The following is an 18,848-nucleotide window of genomic DNA, read 5'->3' on the forward strand; positions in this document are numbered from 1 at the left end:
AGAAACGATGGCCGACGCATAATGCCTTCGGCTGATTTCGTTCGCCTTTTGCTACATCCTTTTACCGCTATTGAATTTTTTGGCCTTCCGCCGACAATAAAGTCCTAAAATATTGTTTGCTTCTGTTTTAGTGCGGGACTTCTGAGTTGATAGAGTCTGCTTTTTCTTCCGCCGATTTCACGGCGGCCGGACGCATCGTCAGCGCCCGAAACGATAGCTCGAACAGACAAAGCCGAGCCGAGGGCGTCCGCGGATCCGATCAGGCTTTACATTGCAAGGCCCCACCCTCGGGAGAGGCTGTACTACGGGAAAATGACGAAGGCCGCGCGATATATCTCCCAGCTCCTGCAAGGACCAGGGTCCCACCCATCGGAGGTACGTGGAAGCGTACTCTCGACTTCATCATAGCGGCAACGGCATTAGTTGCCCTTGCGCCGTTGCTGATTTTAGTCGTCGCCGCCGTGAAGCTGAGCATGGGCGGGGCAGTACTCTATCGGCACAAGCGGATTGGATTTAATGGAACTCCATTTTATTGCCTGAAATTTCGAACGATGATTGCCTACAGCGAGGCTGACTTCCAACATTTTCTCGAGAACAATACTGCTGCCGCAGACGAATGGCGAAAGAGGCGCAAGCTGGAAAATGATCCGCGTGTAACGCGTATAGGTCGTTTTTTGCGAAAGTCGAGCCTCGACGAATTACCGCAGTTGATTAACGTGCTACGGGGCGAAATGAGCCTGGTCGGGCCGCGACCTGTGGTTTTCCAAGAGCTTGAACGTTACGGATCTTCAGCCGGTGATTACATGCGTGCGCGCCCGGGAGTAACGGGATTGTGGCAGGTCAGTGGTAGAAGCTCGCTCTCATTCGAGCAGAGAATCGAGATGGATTCGGCCTATGTCCGCAATTGGACATTGACAAAAGACGTACTCATCATCGTTCAAACCGTTCCAGCGATCTTCAATACAATCCACGCAGTTTAGTTCGATCTTTGTTCGTCGCGATCGAAGCGTCGACCATCATATTCAGCTTTTATGTCGGCCGCTCGCAAAGGGGGTCGCTTTCTTTCAAAAGCATTCCTGGGCATGAGATGGATGGTCCATTCCTTCTGTCATCGTCGCTTCTGGATCTCCGAATGTGCGAGGGGAGTTGCAGGGCTCCCTGACGTAGATGGCGCGGCTCAGCAAAGACCTTTCCACTTATGGAGACCCTCGCCCGCGCCGGTACGCGGAGAGGCCTTGGGGTCATGACGCGCAAGTGTCGTCAACCGCATCAATGAGAGTTCTCTTTTGCAGGGGGGCCTGTTGCGACAATTAATACTAAGCGAAAAATTTAATCAAAAGCGTTGGGTTTGCGCCGAAAGGGCGCTAACAAGTAATTGGTACACATATTAAAACAAATCAAAATAGGCCGAATATCACTATGGGGAGGGGGCTTGTGGGCTTGATCAAGAGGAAGCGCCGAGGTCAAGGCACGTCGATAGCAGTAATGCGAGTAATGCGTAACCGGAGCGCGGGTAATGGTCATCTCTTCCAATGGGCTAGATAATAGTTGGCGGACCCTAAAAAGTAGGACTGACAAGGACGCAAGCTCTGCCGAGGCACCTTCCGCTGCAGCAGAAGCCGCAAAGCGACAAGATGCGGCATCAGTCATCGTAATTGAGAGCCGATCGTTTGTTCGCAACTGCATTTTGACAAATCTGTCTGAGGCAACAGCGCTTCGAGGCGTCGGCGTTTCAACGGCCGATGAATACCTGGCGAAGGCCGGTAAATTGCAAGCGGCCATAATTGTTATTTGTGCGATGGGCGTCGACGAGAGAGACGCGCTTTCTCAGCTCACGAAATTGAAAGAAGGCGGATGCGTCGCGCCGATCGTTGTCATGTCGGACGCGGATAAATTCGATTTTATTCTCGCGATCATGGAAGCCGGCGCGAATGGCTTCATGCCGGCGGATATTTCGCTCGAACTAGCAGCTCATGCGCTGCGCCTGATACTCGCCGGAGGCCAGTACTTCCCAATCAACACTTTGCTCGCCGCGCGCCACGCGATAAGCGAAGCGCAGCGCCCAGAGGCGAGCCACAAAAAAATATTCACGAAGCGCCAGATTGCCGTGATCGATGCGCTACGAAAAGGCAAGGCGAATAAGATCATCGCCTATGAGCTCAATATGTGTGAGAGCACCGTTAAGGTTCACGTGCGAAATATTATGAAGAAGCTCAACGCGAAGAACAGAACCGAAGTGGCCTACCTCGCCAACGAGCTTTTGCAAGAGCATCGGGCTTAGTTCGCCGCCGTTTGATTTCCTCCGAAGGAATAGCGTTGTCCAGTCAAATGGCCCGCGAGATGAGACGTGGGCTAATGGTGTCAGGCAGCGATTCAAAAATATAAGAACCCCTCATTGAACGAGAATGAGCAGAGGCGCTGGCCTTTGATCGACCGCTGGCCATCGTGTGCTTTGTTGTTTTCAGAAGGCCGGGGTCGACTTGCCGAAAAAAGAAAGAACCTGGTCATTCCTGGCAAGCTTGACGGGCATTTGACGGAGTTACCGGACCGAACCGCTGACCAAAATTAGCCCTATCTCGATTAAGGGGCTTGTTAGGCCGAAACTCCTGCGCAACAAATTCTCAGTTCTAGCGCGCAAGCAATTCAGAAAAATGTAGCGGCGCGAACTAAGCTTGTTTTTCGATCTGGTAGCATGATTGCGAGAGGTATCTGGTTTTGGCCCCGCTCGTCTCCTTGGCCCTGCCTGTCTATAACGGTGAAAAATTTCTCGCCGAAGCGGGCCGTTCGATTTTGAGTCAGGAGTTTTCTGACTTCGAATTGATCATCACCGACAACGCATCGACGGACCGGACGCAAGAGATATGCGAAGAACTAGCAGCCTCCGACAAACGCGTCCGATATTTTCGCAACGAGCGCAATTTAGGAGCGTCTGAAAACTTCAATTTGGGCTTTCGGCTGAGCACGGGCAAATATTTCAAATGGTGCGCCCACGACGATTACATAAGCCCAACTTTTGTTGGGTCTTGTGCGAGCGCGCTGGATGCAGATCCTGATGCAGTCTTGGCTTATGGCGAGACGCAATGCATTGATGGTCAAGGAAAGTTGATCCCCTTGGTTGGGACCATGATGCCGAGTATCGTGGACACGGACCCTGTTCGTCGGTTCGCCACTGTTGTGACAGGCCAATTCACCTGCTTCGAAATGTTTGGAGTCTTCCGCAGTGAGGCCCTCCGGGCCAGCACAATGCATCGCTCATATTACGGCTCTGACCGCGCGCTCCTTGCGGAGATGGCTCTGATGGGAAAATTCATCCGTGTTCGCGACGCCGTTTTATATAATAGGGAGCACGCGTCGCGATCAATTCACATTGACAAAAAGGCTCGCGGAGCTTGGCAGAACACATCCGCCGATCGATGGGCGGGCATGGAACATTGGCTGTTAATTCGTCACTTAACCGCCATTGCCCTTCGTCATCGGCGAACCGTCTCGCCGGTCAAGACTCTTTACCGACTGATGGTCTGGGCGATGACCCCAATGCAACTCGCTCGATATAGCCTCGAGTTGATCGGTGCCGTGGCGCCAAGCGCCTATGCCCCCTTGCGAAGGGGCAGCTGGCAAGCTGTTAGCGCGGTGCGCAGGTCGTTCGGTGGTCAAGACCACCAAGTATAAACACGTAACTTAAATGGCCGTGAATTGGAAATCGTTTGAGCGATGATATCGACGGTAATGGAGTGATGGACGCGACGGGTAGATCGAGCAGCCCGTAGTTTTTGCGAGCTTCTGAGCCCCGAGCGCTATGGCGGTCGTGAACATCAGCGTGAAAAGCAGAATCTTAGGCACTTGTTACAATTGGCGATTGGCCCTTGGGGCAGAATGGGAGCAATAAAGGCAATGCGGATTTTCCTGACCGGCCATCTGGGCTATATCGGTACTATCCTAACGCCCATGCTGATGGACGCCGGTCACGAAGTGGTCGGGTGTGACAGCGATTTGTACGAACGCTGCACATTCGCGCCAGGGGGCACAATTCGCCAAACGAACACCCTCAGAAAAGATGTGCGCGATGTCGAGCTGGAGGATCTCCGCGGCTGCGACGCTGTAGTGCACCTTGCGGCCCTGTCGAACGATCCGCTAGGCAATTTCAATTCACAAACAACGTTTGATATCAATCACCGAGCTTCCGTCAGACTTGCTCGTCTAGCTAAAGAAGCGGGCGTTGGACGCTTCGTCTATGCATCTTCCTGCAGCAGCTACGGACAGGCGGGCGACGACTTCGTCGAGGAAACGGGTGCGCTTAATCCCGTTACTCCCTATGGGCAATCGAAAGTCGATACTGAGCGTGACCTCGCCACGCTTGCCGATTCACGCTTTTGTCCAACCTATATACGCGCAGCCACCGTCTATGGCGTCTCGCCGCGTATGCGTTTCGATCTCGTACTTAACAACCTCGTCGCCTGGGCGGTAACGACAGGACGTATCCACCTCAAATCTGATGGTACGCCGTGGCGGCCAATCGTCCATATCGAGGATCTTTCGCGTGCTTATCTGACCGTCCTAACTGCGCCGGAAGAGAAGGTCTTCAATGAAGCCTTCAACGTTGGACATACGGAACACAACTACCGGATCCGGGAACTCGCCGACATTGTCGCGGAGACAGTCCCGAACTGCGAGTTGAGTTTTGCCGATGAAGCCGGACCCGATACTCGCTGCTACCGGGTTAGCTGCGACAAGATAAAAGCGGCGCTGAATTTCGCACCGAAATGGGATGCCCGAAAAGGCGCCGCACAAATTTTCAATGCGTATCGGTCGAGCAATCTCACGCTCGAGGAATTTGAAGGTCCTCGCTATCAGCGCGTCGGTCATATTCGCGAGCTGATCACCAGAGGCGTTTTAGACGAAACGCTTCGTCACAAATCATCCATAGCGCGTACGTCGCACGAAGGGAGCGAAGAGGCAGAATGGCGGACTGTGGAACGGCGCCAAGGGCACTCTGCGGCTCAATGAACTGAGGTTCGTCGACGGCTCGACGGAGTATCGCCGACAAGAATATCCGCCATCAGGAGACAGGGAATGGGGCAGACTTATCGTTCCCATTCCGAATTTACATGTCGTGTAGTGACTAACACCCATTGGCAATCATGCGTGATAACACCGGCTTGGTTCGATCTAACACTTGCCCCTGCTGCGGCGAGGAAGCGAGCCAGACGATCTACCGCTTGCCCGCGATCCCAATTCACAGCTGCATACTTCTCGACTCTGCAGATGCGGCGCTAAGTTATCCTCGGTTGGCTCTAGACCTCGCATTCTGCGGGGCCTGTGGCTTCGTATTTAATCGGGCGTTTGACGCATCCGTTATGGACTACACGGCGGATTTCGAGCAGTCGCAGCACTTCTCAGGGACATTTAACGCCTTTGCTAGAAAGTTTGCCGCCGAGATTGCCGAGCGTTTCGATATCTCCGGCAAGCGCGTGCTTGAAATTGGGTGTGGCAAAGGCGAGTTCCTGATTGAACTTTGCAAAGGGCACGACGCGATCGGCCTGGGGATCGATCCGGGCTATAGAGCGGATGACGGACGCGGCAAAACCGTCGAAGGCCTGGAATTCATTGTCGACAACTTCGGGCCCAAATATGAGAACCTAGAGGCGGATCTCATCCTGTGCCGCCATACCCTCGAGCATATTTTTCCAGTTTCGACATTCTTGCGCTCGGTCAGCGAGATTGCCAAAAAATGCAAGGATTTATCCGTCGTTTTCGAGACGCCCGATGGGATGCGCGTCCTTGAGGAAGGAGCGTTCTGGGATATCTACTACGAACACTGCTGCTACTTCAGCCCTGGCGCGCTTGCCCGCGCCTTTCGCAACGCGGACCTCGATGTCACACATTTGGAGTTGGCGTACGGTGATCAATACATCATCCAGTATGCGCGGGCGCTCGGAGATCGCACAACGCCGCCGCTTCCCATCGAGAACGATCTTCACAAGATGCGCAAGCTGGCGGCCGACTTTGGAGAGCGAGTCGCAGCAGTTCGGCAGGTATGGAATAGCCTCATCCGCTCGGCGTCGGCAGCCGGAAAGCGGATCGTATTGTGGGGCGGGAGTTCGAAAGCTGTGGCCTTCCTGACGACACTCAATTTGCAGGACGAGGTTATCGCAGTTGTCGACGTCAACCCTTACAAGCAGGGGAAATTCCTTCCCGGCACCGGACATCGTGTGGTCGAGCCGCAGGCTCTTTCAAACATCCGGCCGGACCTTGTTGTCGTCATGAACCCTATCTACGTGGAGGAAATCGCGGCCACTTTGGAAGCGATGTCATTGACGCCGGAGATTGTGGCTTTGACTTGAGGCCTTGGCGCAATTCCGGCCGCCAGAGTCGGCCGTTGCGTTTCATGACTCCGCTTCGATTCCCAAACTCTTGTTCATGTTGTCCCCCCCCGAAAGCCTCTGCTTCAGCTTCTCGAGCATGAGATAAATCACCGGGGTCGTGTAAAGCGTCAGAATTTGCGAGACGACGAGGCCGCCGATGATCGTGATGCCGAGCGGACGGCGCAATTCCGATCCTGGGCCGATCGCGACTGCGAGGGGAATGGCGCCGAGCAACGCCGCGAGCGTCGTCATCAGAATGGGTCGGAAGCGCTGCAGGCAGGCATCGTAAATCGCATCATGCGGTGAGAGTCCGCGCTCGCGCTCCGCGCTCAATGCGAAATCGACGAGCATGATGCCGTTCTTCTTCACTATACCGATCAGCAAAATGACGCCGATGAGCGCGATGACCGAGAGATCCATGCTTGCCGTCTGCAACGCGAGCAGGGCACCGAGGCCTGCGGAAGGCAGCGTCGAGATGATCGTCAGCGGATGCGCAAGGCTTTCGTAGAGAATGCCGAGAACGATATAGATCGCGACGAGGGCCGCCAGGATAAGCAGCGTCTGCATGCGCGCCTGTTCGAGAAACGCTTTGGCGTCGCCTGCCGCTTCGCCGTGGATCGTCTCAGGCAAATGCAATTTTTGAAGCGCCTGATCGATGCCTTTGAGACTCGTATCCAGGCTAACGCCAGGACGCAGATTGTAGTTGATCGTCACGGCAGGGAAGGGACCCTGATGGTTGACGACGAGCGGCGCGATGCCTTCGCTCACCGAAACGAAGCTCGTAAGCGGGATCTGCTGGGTGCGGTCGATGGTGGGCACGTAAATCCGCGACAGATCCTTGGGATGAACCTGTAGCTTCGGATCGATTTCGAGAATGACCTTGTACTGGTTGCGGTCGCCGTAGATCGTCGAGAACTGCGTCTGCGCGAAGGCATTGGAGAGCGCATTGTCGATGTCGGCAATCGCCACGTTCAGCCGCGACGCGTCATCGCGATTGATGTTGACGTTGAGCTGAAGCCCGCCCGCCTCACGGTCCGACGTGACGTCCGCAAGTCCGGGCACGGCGCGCACCGCTTCGATGACCTTCGGCACCCACTGGTAAAGGTCGTCTGCGTTGAGCGACCACAGCGTATATTGATAGTCCGCCTTGCCCGCGCGGGCCCCGGCGCGAATGTCCCGCGACGGCATCAGCCTCGTCGCGAGGCCGACGATCTTGCCGAGCGGTGCGCGCAGCCGATCGATCACAGCCGCCGTCGAAACGCCGCCCCGCTCCTCGATCGGCTTCAGGCTGATGAACATGCGGCCTTGGTTCTGCGTCGGATTGGGACCACCCGCTCCGATCGATGAACCAACGTTATCGACGGCCGGATCGGCGAGGATGATATCGAGCGATTGCTTCTGGAGCCTGCTCATTTCGGCGAACGAGACGTCGGTGTTGGCTTCCGTTGCGGCAATGATCAGCCCCGTGTCGTCGTCCGGCAGATAGCCTTTCGGCAGCACGGTATAGAAATGGATCGTCAACAGGATCGTCGCGACGAAAACCGCGAGCATGACGAGCTGATTGCGCAGCGCAATTCTGAGCGTGAAGGCATACGCCCTGACGACGAGCGCGAGCGCGCCTTCGAAAATGCGGTCGGCGAGGTTCTTGTGCTCTTCCGAGCCGGCCTTGATGAAGTGCGCGCAGATCATCGGCGTCACCGTCAGCGAGACGATTGCCGAAATGACGATCGCGAACGTCAACGTCAGCGCGAACTCGTGCAGCAGCCGGCCGACGATGCCCGTCATGAACAGCACCGGAATGAACGCGGCGATGAGCGATACCGAGATTGAAATGACGGTGAAGCCGATCTGGTGCGAACCCGCGAGCGCCGCCGCGTAGGGCTTCATGCCCTTTTCCATGTTGCGGTAGACGTTCTCGATCATCACGATTGCATCATCGACGACAAATCCGACGGCGACCGCGAGTGCCATCAGCGTCAGGTTGTTGATCGAAAAGCCCGCCGCCCACATCGCGGCACACGTGCCGGCGAGCGATAGCGGAACCGTGATTCCGGCCGCGATCGTCGGCGTCGTGCGCCGGAGGAAAACGAACACGACGGACATCACGAGCAGGATCGTCAAGCCGAGCGTGAACTGCATGTCATGCACTGACGCGCGTATCGTCGTCGTCCGGTCGGTCAGGATCGAAATGTCTATGCCCGCTGGGATCCATTCCTTGAGCTGTGGCAGCAGATCCTTCACGCGGTCGACCGTATCGATGACGTTCGCCTCGGGCGTCTTCGTGATGATCAGAAGGACCGCGGGGTCATGACCGAAACGCGCCGACGATCGCGCGTTCCGCGTCGCCTTGATGACTTTCGCGACGTCGCCGACCTTGACGATGTCGCCGTTCGGCATGTTCTTCACGACGATGTCTTTGTACTCGTCGGGATCGGTCATCTGCGCGTTGGATTGCAGGATGATCGTCTGCCGATCGCCGTCCACGGCGCCGATCGATGAAAGATCATTGGCGTTGGAGACGGCGTTCTTCACATCATCGAAGCTCACCCCCATCGCAGCGACGAGCGTGGGATCGACCTGAATGCGCGTCGCGGGTTGATCGGCGCCGCTCACAGTCACATCCGCGACGCCCTGGACTTGCGATATGCGCTGCCCGATGACCGTATCCGCCGTGTCGTAGATGTCGCTGGTCGTCATCGTCTTCGACGTCAGCGCCAGAATGAGGATCGGCGACGCGGAAGGGTTGGCTTTGCGGAATGTCGGCACCTGGGGCAGGTCGCCCGGAAGATCGGCAGTCGCCGCGTTCAAGGCCGCTTGCACGTCGCGTCCGGCGCCATCGATATTGCGGTTGAGGTCGAACTGCATCGCGATCGTCGTCGATCCGAGCGAGTTCGTGGAGGTCATCTCGGTGACGCCCGCGATCTCGCCGAGCCGCCGTTCGAGAGGCGAGGCGACGCTCGATGCCATGGTGACCGGATCGGCGCCGGGACGGCTGGCCATGATGCGCACGGTCGGGAAGTCGATTGCCGGCATGCTGGCGACAGGCAGCAGACCGTAGGCAACGGCGCCCGCGAGGAACAAGCCGATGGCGAGCAGCGCTGTTCCGATGGGCCTCTCGATGAAGATGCGCGAGACGTTCATCGCCTACTCCGCGGCCTCCGAAAGGCTACGTGATCTTGCGGTCAATTCGGCTGTTGCGGGTTCTTCGCCCGTGTCGACGATCCGGCCGGTGAGGCGCGCGCGAAGGCGTTCCATCGTGAGGTAGATGACCGGCGTCGTGTAGAGCGTCAGCAACTGGCTCAAGAGCAAACCGCCGACGATCGTGATGCCGAGCGGATTTCTGAGTTCCGAACCCGTCCCGCTTTCAAGCGCCAACGGGAGCGCGCCGAATAGCGCCGCAAGCGTCGTCATCATGATCGGCCGGAAACGAAGCAGCGCGGCTTCCTTGATGGAATCCCGGGGCGAGAGTCCGCGCTCACGTTCAGCCTCGAGCGCGAAGTCGATCATCATGATCGCGTTCTTCTTCACGATGCCCATGAGCAGAATGATGCCGATGAGCGCGACGAACGAGAGATCGTTGCCGGTGAGTTCCAGCGCCAACGCCGCGCCGATGCCGGCCGACGGTAGCGTCGTCAAAATCGTGAACGGATGGATGAGACTTTCGTAGAGAACGCCGAGTACGATGTAGATTGTGACGATGGCGGCGAGGATCAGCCAGGGCTGGTTTTCGAGCGACTTCGAGAATTCAGCCGCATCGCCATAGAATGTGCCCGTGACAGATGCCGGAAGATTGACCTCTTTCTTCGCAGTATCGATCGCCGCAAGCGCATCACTCAGCGACGCATTGGGCGCGAGGTTGAAGCTGATGGTGATAGCCGGGAACTGATCCTGGTGGCTGATCGCGAGCGGCGCGGTCTCATACTTCACTGTCGCGACGGACTTCAGCAGAACCTGCGTGCCCGTCGTGCTCGAGGGCACATAGAGCCGGTCCAGCCGCGATGGATCGCTCCGGTATTCGGGCGCCGCCTCGAGGACGACGCGATACTGGTTGGCCTGCTCGTAGATCGTCGAGACCTGACGCTGGCCAAAAGCGTTGCTCAGCGCATCGTTCACGGCCTGCATCGTGACGCCGAGGCGACCGGCGGTGACGCGATCGACATCGACCCGCGCGATCAAGCCGCCGTCGACCTCTTCGGAAGCAACATTGCGAAGGAACGGCGACGCATGAAGCGCGGCGGCCATCTTCTTCGACCACTCGGAAACCTCGTCTACGTCGGTGCTCGCGAGCGTGTACTGGTAGCGCGCGCGGCTTGTCTGCGTCGAAATTTGCACGTCCTGCACGGGCTGGAAGTAGACGATCGTGCCAGCCGTCGGTCTGACGGCGTGCTTCAGCCGCTGGATCACCTGCACGACATTGGACTTTCGCTCGTCGCGCGGCTTCAGCATGATCTTGAGGCTGCCGACATTCTGCGTGGCGTTGAGCTGGCCGATCCCGACGATCGAGGCGACGCCCGAGACATCCGGGTCGGCCGCGGCGATGGCCGCCACCTCCTGTTGCAGGCGCGTCATCTCAGTAAATGAAATCTGGGGGCCGCCTTCGACCACGGCCGTGATCGCGCCGGTATCCTGATCCGGCAGGAAACCCTTCGGCATGATGACGTAGAGCCAGACGGTGACGACAACGGTCAGGAGCGCCACCAGAAGCGTTGCGCCCTGATGCCGGAATATAAATTCCAGGGAACGGCCATAAGCGCTGATCACGCGCTCGAAGAAGCGGCCGATCACGCCCTCTTTTTCGTCATGGCCGCCGGCACGCAGAAGTCTGGAGCACATCATCGGCGTCAGCGTCAGCGATACGACGGCCGAGACGACGACAGCGATCGTCAGCGTCATTGCGAATTCGCGGAACATGCGTCCGACGAGACCCGTCATGAAAAGCAACGGTATGAAAACGGCGATCAGCGACAGCGTCAGCGATATGACCGTGAAGCCAATTTCGCGCGCACCGTCGAGCGCGGCCTTCATCGGCTTTTCGCCCTTCTCGATGTGGCGCACGACGTTCTCGATCATCACGATCGCATCGTCGACGACGAAGCCGGTGCCGATCGTCAACGCCATCAGCGACAGATTGTCGAGACTGAAGCCGCAGAAATACATGACGCCGAACGTGGCGATCAGCGACACCGGCAACGCGACGCCCGCGATGATCGTTGCCCGGATCGAACGCAGGAACAAGAGCACGACCATGATGACGAGCCCGACGCTCAAAACGAGCGTGAACTGCACGTCGTTGACGGAAGCCTTGATCGTGCCGGTGCGATCGCTGACGATCTGCAGATTGACGCCCGCCGGCATGCTGCTTTCAACACGCGGCAACTCTTGCTTGATGCGCGAAACCGTATCGAGGACGTTGGCGCCCGGCTGCCTTTGCACGTCGACGATGACGGCAGGCTTGCCATTGTACCAGCCGCCGACGCGCGTGTTTTCCAAGCCTTCGTAGACTCGTGCCACATCCTTGATGCGAACAGGCGCGCTGTTGCGATAGGCGATGATGACGTCTTCGTAGACGTGCGCCTGATCGATCTGGTCGTTCGCGGCGATCGTGTAAGATTGCTTTGCGCCGTCGAGCGAACCCTTGGGGCCGGCGACGTTTGCGCTCGAAATGGCGGTGCTGAGATCGGCCATGCTGAGGCCGTAGCTCGCGAGACGCGACACGTCTGCTTCGACGCGCACGGCAGGCTTGATGCCGCCCTCGATCGCCACGTGACCGACGCCCGATACCGAGGAAAGCCGTTGCGCCAGCAGCGTATCGGCAAGATCCGAAAGCGAACGCAGCGATTGAGTATCCGACGTCAACGCTAGCGTGACGATGGGCGTGTCGGCGGGATTAACCTTCGAATAGGTCGGAGGATAGGGAAGGTTCCGTGGCAACGTCGAACCGGCGGCGTTGATGGCCGCTTGCACGTCCTGAGCCGCGGCGTCGATATCGCGGTCGAGATTGAATTGCAGGGTGATGCGGCTCAATCCGAACGAACTCGTCGATGACATCGACGCAAGCGATTGGATCTGGCCGAACTGACGTTCGAGCGACGCCGTGACGAGCGTCGACATCGTCTCTGGGCTTGCACCCGGAAGCTCGGTCGTCACTTCGACGGTTGGAAAATCGACCTGCGGCAGCGACGATATCGGCAACGAGACGTAGCCGAGGATACCGCCGAGGATGGTCGCGACCGCGAGAAGGAACGTCGCGATCGGCCGCTCGATGAAGGGCCGGGAAACGCTCATGGCGATGCGCCGTTATCCCGGTGTGAATGACGATGTTTGTCCGAATTCTTTTTGTCTTCGCTCGTCGAGCCCGTGACGAGAGCGGCGTCCGGTGCGGCCGGAGCCGTCGCCTGTGCTGATTGCACGCCAACGTTTGCTGCGTCACCCACGCGGGCGGCCTTTTTGCCGTCGGCTGATTTTTTCGATAGCGCCGGCGGGCTCTGTTCGGGCGCTTTGCCATCGCTGACCGAGACAGTCGCGCCGTCCTTGAGGCGGCCAAAGCCGCTCGTGACGACTTTCTCGCCCTCGGTCAGGCCATCGGCGATGACGGCGAATTTTTCGTCCTGGCGCGAAATCTTGACCGGCCGCATCTCAGCCGTGTTATCGGCGCCGACGACATAGACGTAGGTGCCGTCGGGTCCCCGCTGCACGGCTTCCGTCGGCGCGACGATGACGCCTTTGAGCGTATCGACGAGCAGGCGAACGTTGACGAACTGCCCGGGCCAAAGCTGGCGTTTTTCGTTGGGAAAATCGGCCTTGAGACGGATCGTGCCGGTTTGCTGATCGACCTGATTGTCGATGACCTTGAGCGTGCCCGTATCGAGTTCGGTCTGGCCGTCCGTCGACAATGCGTAGGCGGTCAGCTTCCCTTCGGCGCTTGATTTGGTCAGCATCGGCAATTGCTGCTGCGGCAGGGTGAATAAAACCGAGATCGGCTGCACCTGCGTCATCACCACGATGCCGCCTGCATCGCCGGAATGGACGAGATTACCCTCATCGACGAGCCGGATGCCGGTTCGCCCATCGAATGGCGCCACGATCGTCGTGTAGCCGAGGATCGCGGTTGCGTTCTCGATCGAGGCGGCATCGGACTTGATCTGAGCTTCCTGCTGCTTGACGAGCGCGAGCTGCGTATCGATCTGCTGCTGCGAGATGGCAAGCGTGCCCACCTTCTGGAAACGCTCGAGATCCTTTTTGGTATTGGCGAGCAGCGCTTCGTCCAAAGCCTTCTTCGCGATGGCTTGATCGAGCTGCGCCTGGTAGGTCACCGGATCGATTTTCGCCAGCACGTCGCCCTTCTTGACATCCTGGCCTTCATTGAAATTGACGCTCAGAAGGCGGCCGTCGACCTGGGCGCGCACGGTCGCCGTGTTGAGCGCTTTGACCGAGCCGACACCTTCAAGATAGATCGGCACATCGGCCCGATCGGTGTTCTTCGCAATGACAGCCACGGGGCCGCCCATCCCGGCGCCTCGCCGGCTGGCGCTAACGCTGTCAGGCGCTTGCCCGTGCATCATATAGTAAACGCCGCCGGCGATAGCGCCGACGATCACAACTGTAGAAACCCACCGCAGAAGCGTCATCGCCGCTCTTTTCCGATTTGAACCCCGTCGGATGCCGTGAAAACACGGCATACATCGGCTTTTCGTCCTATCACCCGGACATGAAACGCACTGTTTGGCTGAATCCGTTGCCCTGCCAAATGTGAATTCTATATACCGTCGTCCCAAACTGCGACATGCAACGCATGTCGGGAGCAAGGCGCTCCCGATTATCCGGCCAATCTCCTCGAGAAAAGACCTAGATCCGCGGCAGCTTTATGCTCGCACGCCCCCCGCGCCGATGGCGCGCTAGCTTAATAGCATGAAATTAAAGCATTTTTTAAAGGCTCGCAGCCGCACTGCGTCGGTGGCACCCCAACCGCGAGGATAATGGGTGGGCGAAACCCAACCCACCGTCATCCCGGCGAAGGCCGGGATCCAGTCAAACGTCCGCGAGCGCGCTGCTGCGGGCCGCGCCGACCGTGAAGCACCTCGAGACAAGGTTCTGCTGAGACTTGTCTGGGTGCCGGCCTCCGCCGGCATGACGGAGTGGGTGGCTGGGGCGACGGTCCAATCACCAACTGACGCACAGCCAGAAACGCAAAAGCCGTCGCGAAATTTCGCGACGGCCTTGACGGCCTTGAAGTGTGCGCCTGACCTCAGAGGAGAGCGATTACCCCGCCACCTTCGGTTCGAATTTCAAAGCCACGCCGTTCATGCAGTAGCGGAGTCCAGTGGGCTTGGGTCCATCGTCGAAAACGTGGCCGAGATGACCGCCACAGCGGCGGCAATGAACTTCGGTTCGCGTCATGAAGTAACTTTTGTCGACCGTCGTCGCGACGGCGTTATCGAGCGGCTTCCAAAAGCTTGGCCAGCCCGTGCCGCTGTGGAACTTCGTGTCGGAGGAAAAGAGCGCCAAAGTGCAACCTGCACAGAGATAAGTGCCCGCGGCATCATTCTGATCGAGAGGCGAAGTCCCGGCGCGCTCCGTGCCTTGCTTGCGCAGAACATCGAACTGCTCCGGCGTCAGCTCCTTCTTCCACTCGTCGTCGGACTTCGTGATCTCGAAGGTTTCTGCGTGCGCTTCAGCGGCAAACCCCGAAGCGGCCTTGAGCGTTGCGAAGCCCCCGGCCAGGGCTATCCCCAGCCTCGAAAAATCGCGCCGTGAATACATGGCTCGTCACCTTGGTTTCGTTTCCTCTGCCGGCGCCCTAAACGCCGTCTTGTTGGAGAGTACGTTGCCTCTCTCTTTTTCGTTTCAGCCGTTGGCCGGCTTTTCTTATCTAAGATCTGCAATCTCAAGCCGCTTCTCGACCGTGATTTCCGAAGGGCTGAGCCGGCACCTATAGCAGAGCATTTCCACGCCGGAAGCAGCCGCAGTCTGAAATTCTGCGGCATAAGCGGGGTCGATGTCGGCGGCGAGCGAGAATTTCTCGGCGTCGCTGCGCTGCACAAGAAAAACCATGACCGCCCGATGGCCCTCGTCAACCATGCTGGCGAGCTCGCGCAAGTGCTTCGCACCCCGCTCGGTTTTGCTATCGGGGAATTCGGCTTCCCCGGCGCTGCGCATCAGGTGCACGTTTTTCACCTCGACGTAGCAATCGCGAGGCTCCGTGCCCCCTGAAAGAAGAACGTCGATCCGGCTGTTGATCCCGTACTTCACTTCGCGCCGCAGCGACGCGTAACCGGCGAGTTCCGGGATCAGACCTGATTGAATGGCTTCCGTCACCAGCCCGTTCGGACGCCCCGAATTGATGCCGACGAGATGAGCCCCTTGGCCGAGATCGGCCTCGATCATTTCCCAGGTATGGCGATATTTGCGCGTCGGGCTGTCGCTTTCAGAGAGCCACACGCGCGAGCCCGGGGTTGTGAGCCCGAGCATCGAGCCCGTATTCGGACAGCTGGCCGTAATCGTAACGCCGTCCGCGGTCGTCACGTCCGCGAGGAAGCGCTTATAGCGTTGAACGAGAATGCCGGGAACGAGAGGATGTGAGAATTTCATCGCCACGCCATATCGGCCAATGGGACACGCGAGCAAGTGTTTTCGTGCTGGGACTTCAGGTGCTAAGACGAACGGGCAATGCAGACATCGGCGAGCGGAACCTTGGCTGAAGAACGGATCGTGACGGCAGCACTGCTCGTCATCGGCGACGAAATTCTTTCCGGACGAACGAAGGATCGCAATATCGGCGCGGTGGCCGAGCATCTGACGAATATTGGCATCAGGCTCCGCGAAGTGCGCATCGTGCCCGACGATGAAGCCGACATTATCGCCGCCGTGGATGCCCTCCGGCGCCGGTACGATTATCTCTTCACGACCGGCGGCATCGGCCCGACCCACGATGACATCACGGCGGATACCGTCGCCAAGGCATTCGGCGTGCCGATTGGCATCGACGCGAGAGCCGAGAAAATTCTTCGCGATTACTATGCGGCCAAGGGCCTGGACATGACGCCCGCGCGCCTTCGTATGGCGCGGATTCCTTCAGGGGCGGACTTGATCGAAAATCCGGTTTCCGGCGCACCGGGCTTTCGCATCGGCAATGTCTTCGTGATGGCTGGCGTGCCATCCATTGCAGAGGCGATGCTGCAAAGCGTGACGCCGGATCTCGAAACCGGCGCCAAGCTTTTGTCGATCACCATTCCGGTCAATCGTCCGGAAAGCGAGATCGCTGAAGTGTTTTCCGCTCACCAGCAGCTCTATCGCGACGTGCAGATGGGAAGCTATCCCTTGCTCCGCGACGGCCGCCCCGCATCTGATCTGGTGTTGCGCTGCGCTGACGAAGCCCGCCTCGCCGAAGCCGCAGACACGCTCAAAGCCGCTTTGCAGCTGTAGCGAAAACGTCGCGAGCATTCATCTCGAACGCCCGCGGAACGGTGCGAAACGTGGGCTCCGCTCAGTTCAGCGGCGCGCGCTCGCTGTCGTCGAAGTCGGCGGCGCGGGCAGTCGACGTGGTTGGCGCGTCTCCGCCGAAAAGATCGTACTGGACGTCGAGGGCATCGAGGAAAGCCGCAGCCATATCGAGAAGCGGCCCAAGCGCGATGCGCTTGGCGACGAGGAAATTGTCGTCGATCGTCAAATCCGAAGCGACGCGTACAGCCGGTGCGTCCGGCGCGATGAGGCCGCGGCTGCGGACATAGGCGACAATGCCGTCGGCGGTGTCGAAATCCGTGCTCCGCGCATCGCCACTCTCTTCCACCGCGTCGAGCAGGATGGCCGTGCCGGAAACGAACAGCTTCGCGATGACGCGGAACCGGTCGTCGCATTCGGCGAGCGAGCTTGCGTGATTGCGGGCCTTCAGAACGCGGGCGACGAGCATGAGCTCGAGGCTGCGAACCTCTTCCGCGATCGCGCGCTGCCGCATGATGAAGTCGCTCGGATCGGCAGGCGTCTCCGCCAGTGCCCGCCAGTCGCCACCGCGAGCCATCAGATCTTCGCCCGCCGCCAGCGCGGCATCGAGATGATCGGCGAGCATGTAAACCGACAAGGGTGCCCGCACTTGCTGTGCCATCTCTAACTCCGCATTTCCAAGAATGATCTGGCCGGAAAATGCCCTGATTCGTCAGGGTCTAACCAGCTCCATGCGAATCGCTTGTCAGACAATGGGGAGAGATGAGGATAAGGTGTGGACTGTGTCGGAGCGGTTATAACGAACGCGATAAAAACCGCGAAAAACCAGGCATTCCTTGGTGGTCGGAAGGAATCGCGTTTGAGAAAAAGCCACGCTGATTGGGCTTCTGAAGCGAAGATCGGCGGCGCTTAATCAGCCACAGTCGCCGCGATATTCACAACTCAGTCGTCGCGAGGATGCGATAACCTCGTTGCGGCACCCCTACAACCCGGGTTTGAGCCTGCGTCGATGCGAGAATAGTCTCTGCAACTACCTTACGACCCACACGCCGGACGGGTGCCTTTTCCGGCTCGATCCGCGGTGCCAGAACTTTCATTTCCTTCGCGACGTGTTTCTCGGGCGGCTTACGGAGAGCCTTCGGAACCACAATGACTTTGCGGTTGCGCGTTTCTTTCAGCCGAATGTCGAGCCTCGGAGCAACCTCGCCGAGCTTCCACGCACGAAGCGCCACAGAACGCGGCGTGGCCGGACGCTGCGTGAGGGGAGCGTCAGTCGCGAGAGGCTCACGCGCCACCGGATCTTCGATGGCTTCGGACGCCGTCGGATCAGCCTCGGCGGTTATGGGATCGGATGGCGTCGACGCGACAACGGGCGATTCCAAACGCGGTGTGACGGGCTCTGGCGGCAGCGTGGCGGCGATGCTTGCCTTCAGCGGTATTTTTGGGGGAAGCGTCGCGGCAATGCTTGGCTTCAACGCCGGGCACACTGACGGTGCATTGTCTGCCTCAATGGCGCCCGACCGTAAAATTCCAACTGAAATCGGCTCTTGGACGCTCGACGACGCAGGCTGCGTGTCGGACGCTTGCGCCGCGTAATGACGGGCAGGCGCGGGTCTCGGTACGTTTGCGGACGCGCTGGGAGGAGGGGCCGGGCGCGGCGCATCGACGACCGGAGCAGCAGCCGGCGGTGCGGAAACGGCAAGCGGGGCCGCCGGCTTTGGAACGACCGCATCTTCCGTCCTCTGCCGCACGACGTCCGGCGAATGCCGGGCCCGAGAGCGGCGGCGAAGCCAGGAAAAGAAGCGATAGACGACACCGCTGCCGACGACGAAGAGCAGGGCCCAGCTGAGGGCGAGAACTTCTGGCGGCAAGGGGAACCTCCAACGGCAACGCGACGCCCGCCAACGTCCCCAAAACACCGCCGCGCGTCAACTATCAGCACGAAAATTATTCGTAGGCCCTCGTTGGAGGATTTCAGCGCAATGAAGAAAAGGCGCGGCCTACGGGCGCGCGCCTTTTCAAACTTGTTCTGATGTCTGCCGAAGCCCG

General features: G+C 58.8%; 13 protein-coding genes. 6 read left to right on the forward strand and 7 right to left on the reverse strand.

What is annotated here, in order from left to right:
- Positions 1-146: 146 nt before the first annotated feature.
- The 5 genes from G359_RS07925 to G359_RS07945 all read left to right on the forward strand — a co-directional run bounded on the left by G359_RS07925 (position 147) and on the right by G359_RS07945 (position 6,341).
- Positions 147-980: a sugar transferase gene (locus G359_RS07925; protein ID WP_305809677.1), complete on the forward strand. Its 834-nt coding sequence runs from the start codon at positions 147-149 to the stop codon at positions 978-980.
- A 707-nt stretch (positions 981-1,687) separates the two neighbouring features.
- A complete protein-coding gene (locus tag G359_RS07930; protein WP_052699256.1) occupies positions 1,688-2,281 on the forward strand; it encodes a response regulator transcription factor in 594 nt (197 codons plus the stop codon).
- A 434-nt stretch (positions 2,282-2,715) separates the two neighbouring features.
- A complete protein-coding gene (locus G359_RS07935) occupies positions 2,716-3,669 on the forward strand; it encodes a glycosyltransferase family 2 protein (RefSeq protein WP_045835674.1) in 954 nt (317 codons plus the stop codon).
- A gap of 222 nt (positions 3,670-3,891) precedes the next feature.
- Complete coding sequence (locus G359_RS07940) at positions 3,892-5,004, forward strand: NAD-dependent epimerase/dehydratase family protein (protein WP_082072871.1); 1,113 nt, start codon at positions 3,892-3,894, stop codon at positions 5,002-5,004.
- Positions 5,005-5,354: 350 nt separating this feature from the next.
- Entirely contained in the window at positions 5,355-6,341 is a 987-nt protein-coding gene (locus G359_RS07945; RefSeq protein WP_045835675.1) for a class I SAM-dependent methyltransferase, read from the forward strand.
- Between the two features lie 42 nt (positions 6,342-6,383).
- On the opposite strand, the gene G359_RS07950 is transcribed toward G359_RS07945, so the two are convergent.
- The 5 genes from G359_RS07950 to sfsA all read right to left on the reverse strand — a co-directional run bounded on the left by G359_RS07950 (position 6,384) and on the right by sfsA (position 15,950).
- Positions 6,384-9,503 (reverse strand): efflux RND transporter permease subunit, encoded by a 3,120-nt coding sequence (locus G359_RS07950; protein WP_045835676.1) that lies wholly within the window; start codon positions 9,501-9,503, stop codon positions 6,384-6,386.
- 3 nt (positions 9,504-9,506) lie between these two features.
- Complete coding sequence (locus tag G359_RS07955; protein WP_045835677.1) at positions 9,507-12,647, reverse strand: efflux RND transporter permease subunit; 3,141 nt, start codon at positions 12,645-12,647, stop codon at positions 9,507-9,509.
- A complete protein-coding gene (locus G359_RS07960) occupies positions 12,644-13,990 on the reverse strand; it encodes an efflux RND transporter periplasmic adaptor subunit (protein WP_045835678.1) in 1,347 nt (448 codons plus the stop codon). The genes G359_RS07955 and G359_RS07960 overlap by 4 nt, the downstream gene beginning before the upstream one ends.
- Before the next feature lie 631 nt (positions 13,991-14,621).
- Complete coding sequence (msrB, locus tag G359_RS07965) at positions 14,622-15,122, reverse strand: peptide-methionine (R)-S-oxide reductase MsrB (protein WP_045835679.1); 501 nt, start codon at positions 15,120-15,122, stop codon at positions 14,622-14,624.
- 105 nt (positions 15,123-15,227) lie between these two features.
- Positions 15,228-15,950, reverse strand: coding sequence for a DNA/RNA nuclease SfsA (gene sfsA / locus G359_RS07970; RefSeq protein ID WP_045835680.1), 723 nt, complete (start codon positions 15,948-15,950; stop codon positions 15,228-15,230).
- 78 nt (positions 15,951-16,028) lie between these two features.
- Between sfsA and G359_RS07975 the strand changes: the two genes are divergently transcribed.
- A complete protein-coding gene (locus G359_RS07975; protein ID WP_045835681.1) occupies positions 16,029-16,784 on the forward strand; it encodes a competence/damage-inducible protein A in 756 nt (251 codons plus the stop codon).
- Between the two features lie 61 nt (positions 16,785-16,845).
- Here the strand turns inward: G359_RS07975 and G359_RS07980 are convergent, their stop codons facing one another.
- Both G359_RS07980 and G359_RS07985 read right to left on the reverse strand, forming a co-directional pair.
- A complete protein-coding gene (locus G359_RS07980) occupies positions 16,846-17,460 on the reverse strand; it encodes a hypothetical protein (protein WP_045835682.1) in 615 nt (204 codons plus the stop codon).
- Between the two features lie 274 nt (positions 17,461-17,734).
- Complete coding sequence (locus G359_RS07985) at positions 17,735-18,670, reverse strand: hypothetical protein (protein ID WP_045835683.1); 936 nt, start codon at positions 18,668-18,670, stop codon at positions 17,735-17,737.
- Between the last annotated feature and the right edge of the window lie 178 nt (positions 18,671-18,848).

The sequence above is a fragment of the Hyphomicrobium sp. 99 genome, assembly GCF_000384335.2.
In the GTDB taxonomy this organism is placed as follows: domain Bacteria; phylum Pseudomonadota; class Alphaproteobacteria; order Rhizobiales; family Hyphomicrobiaceae; genus Hyphomicrobium_B.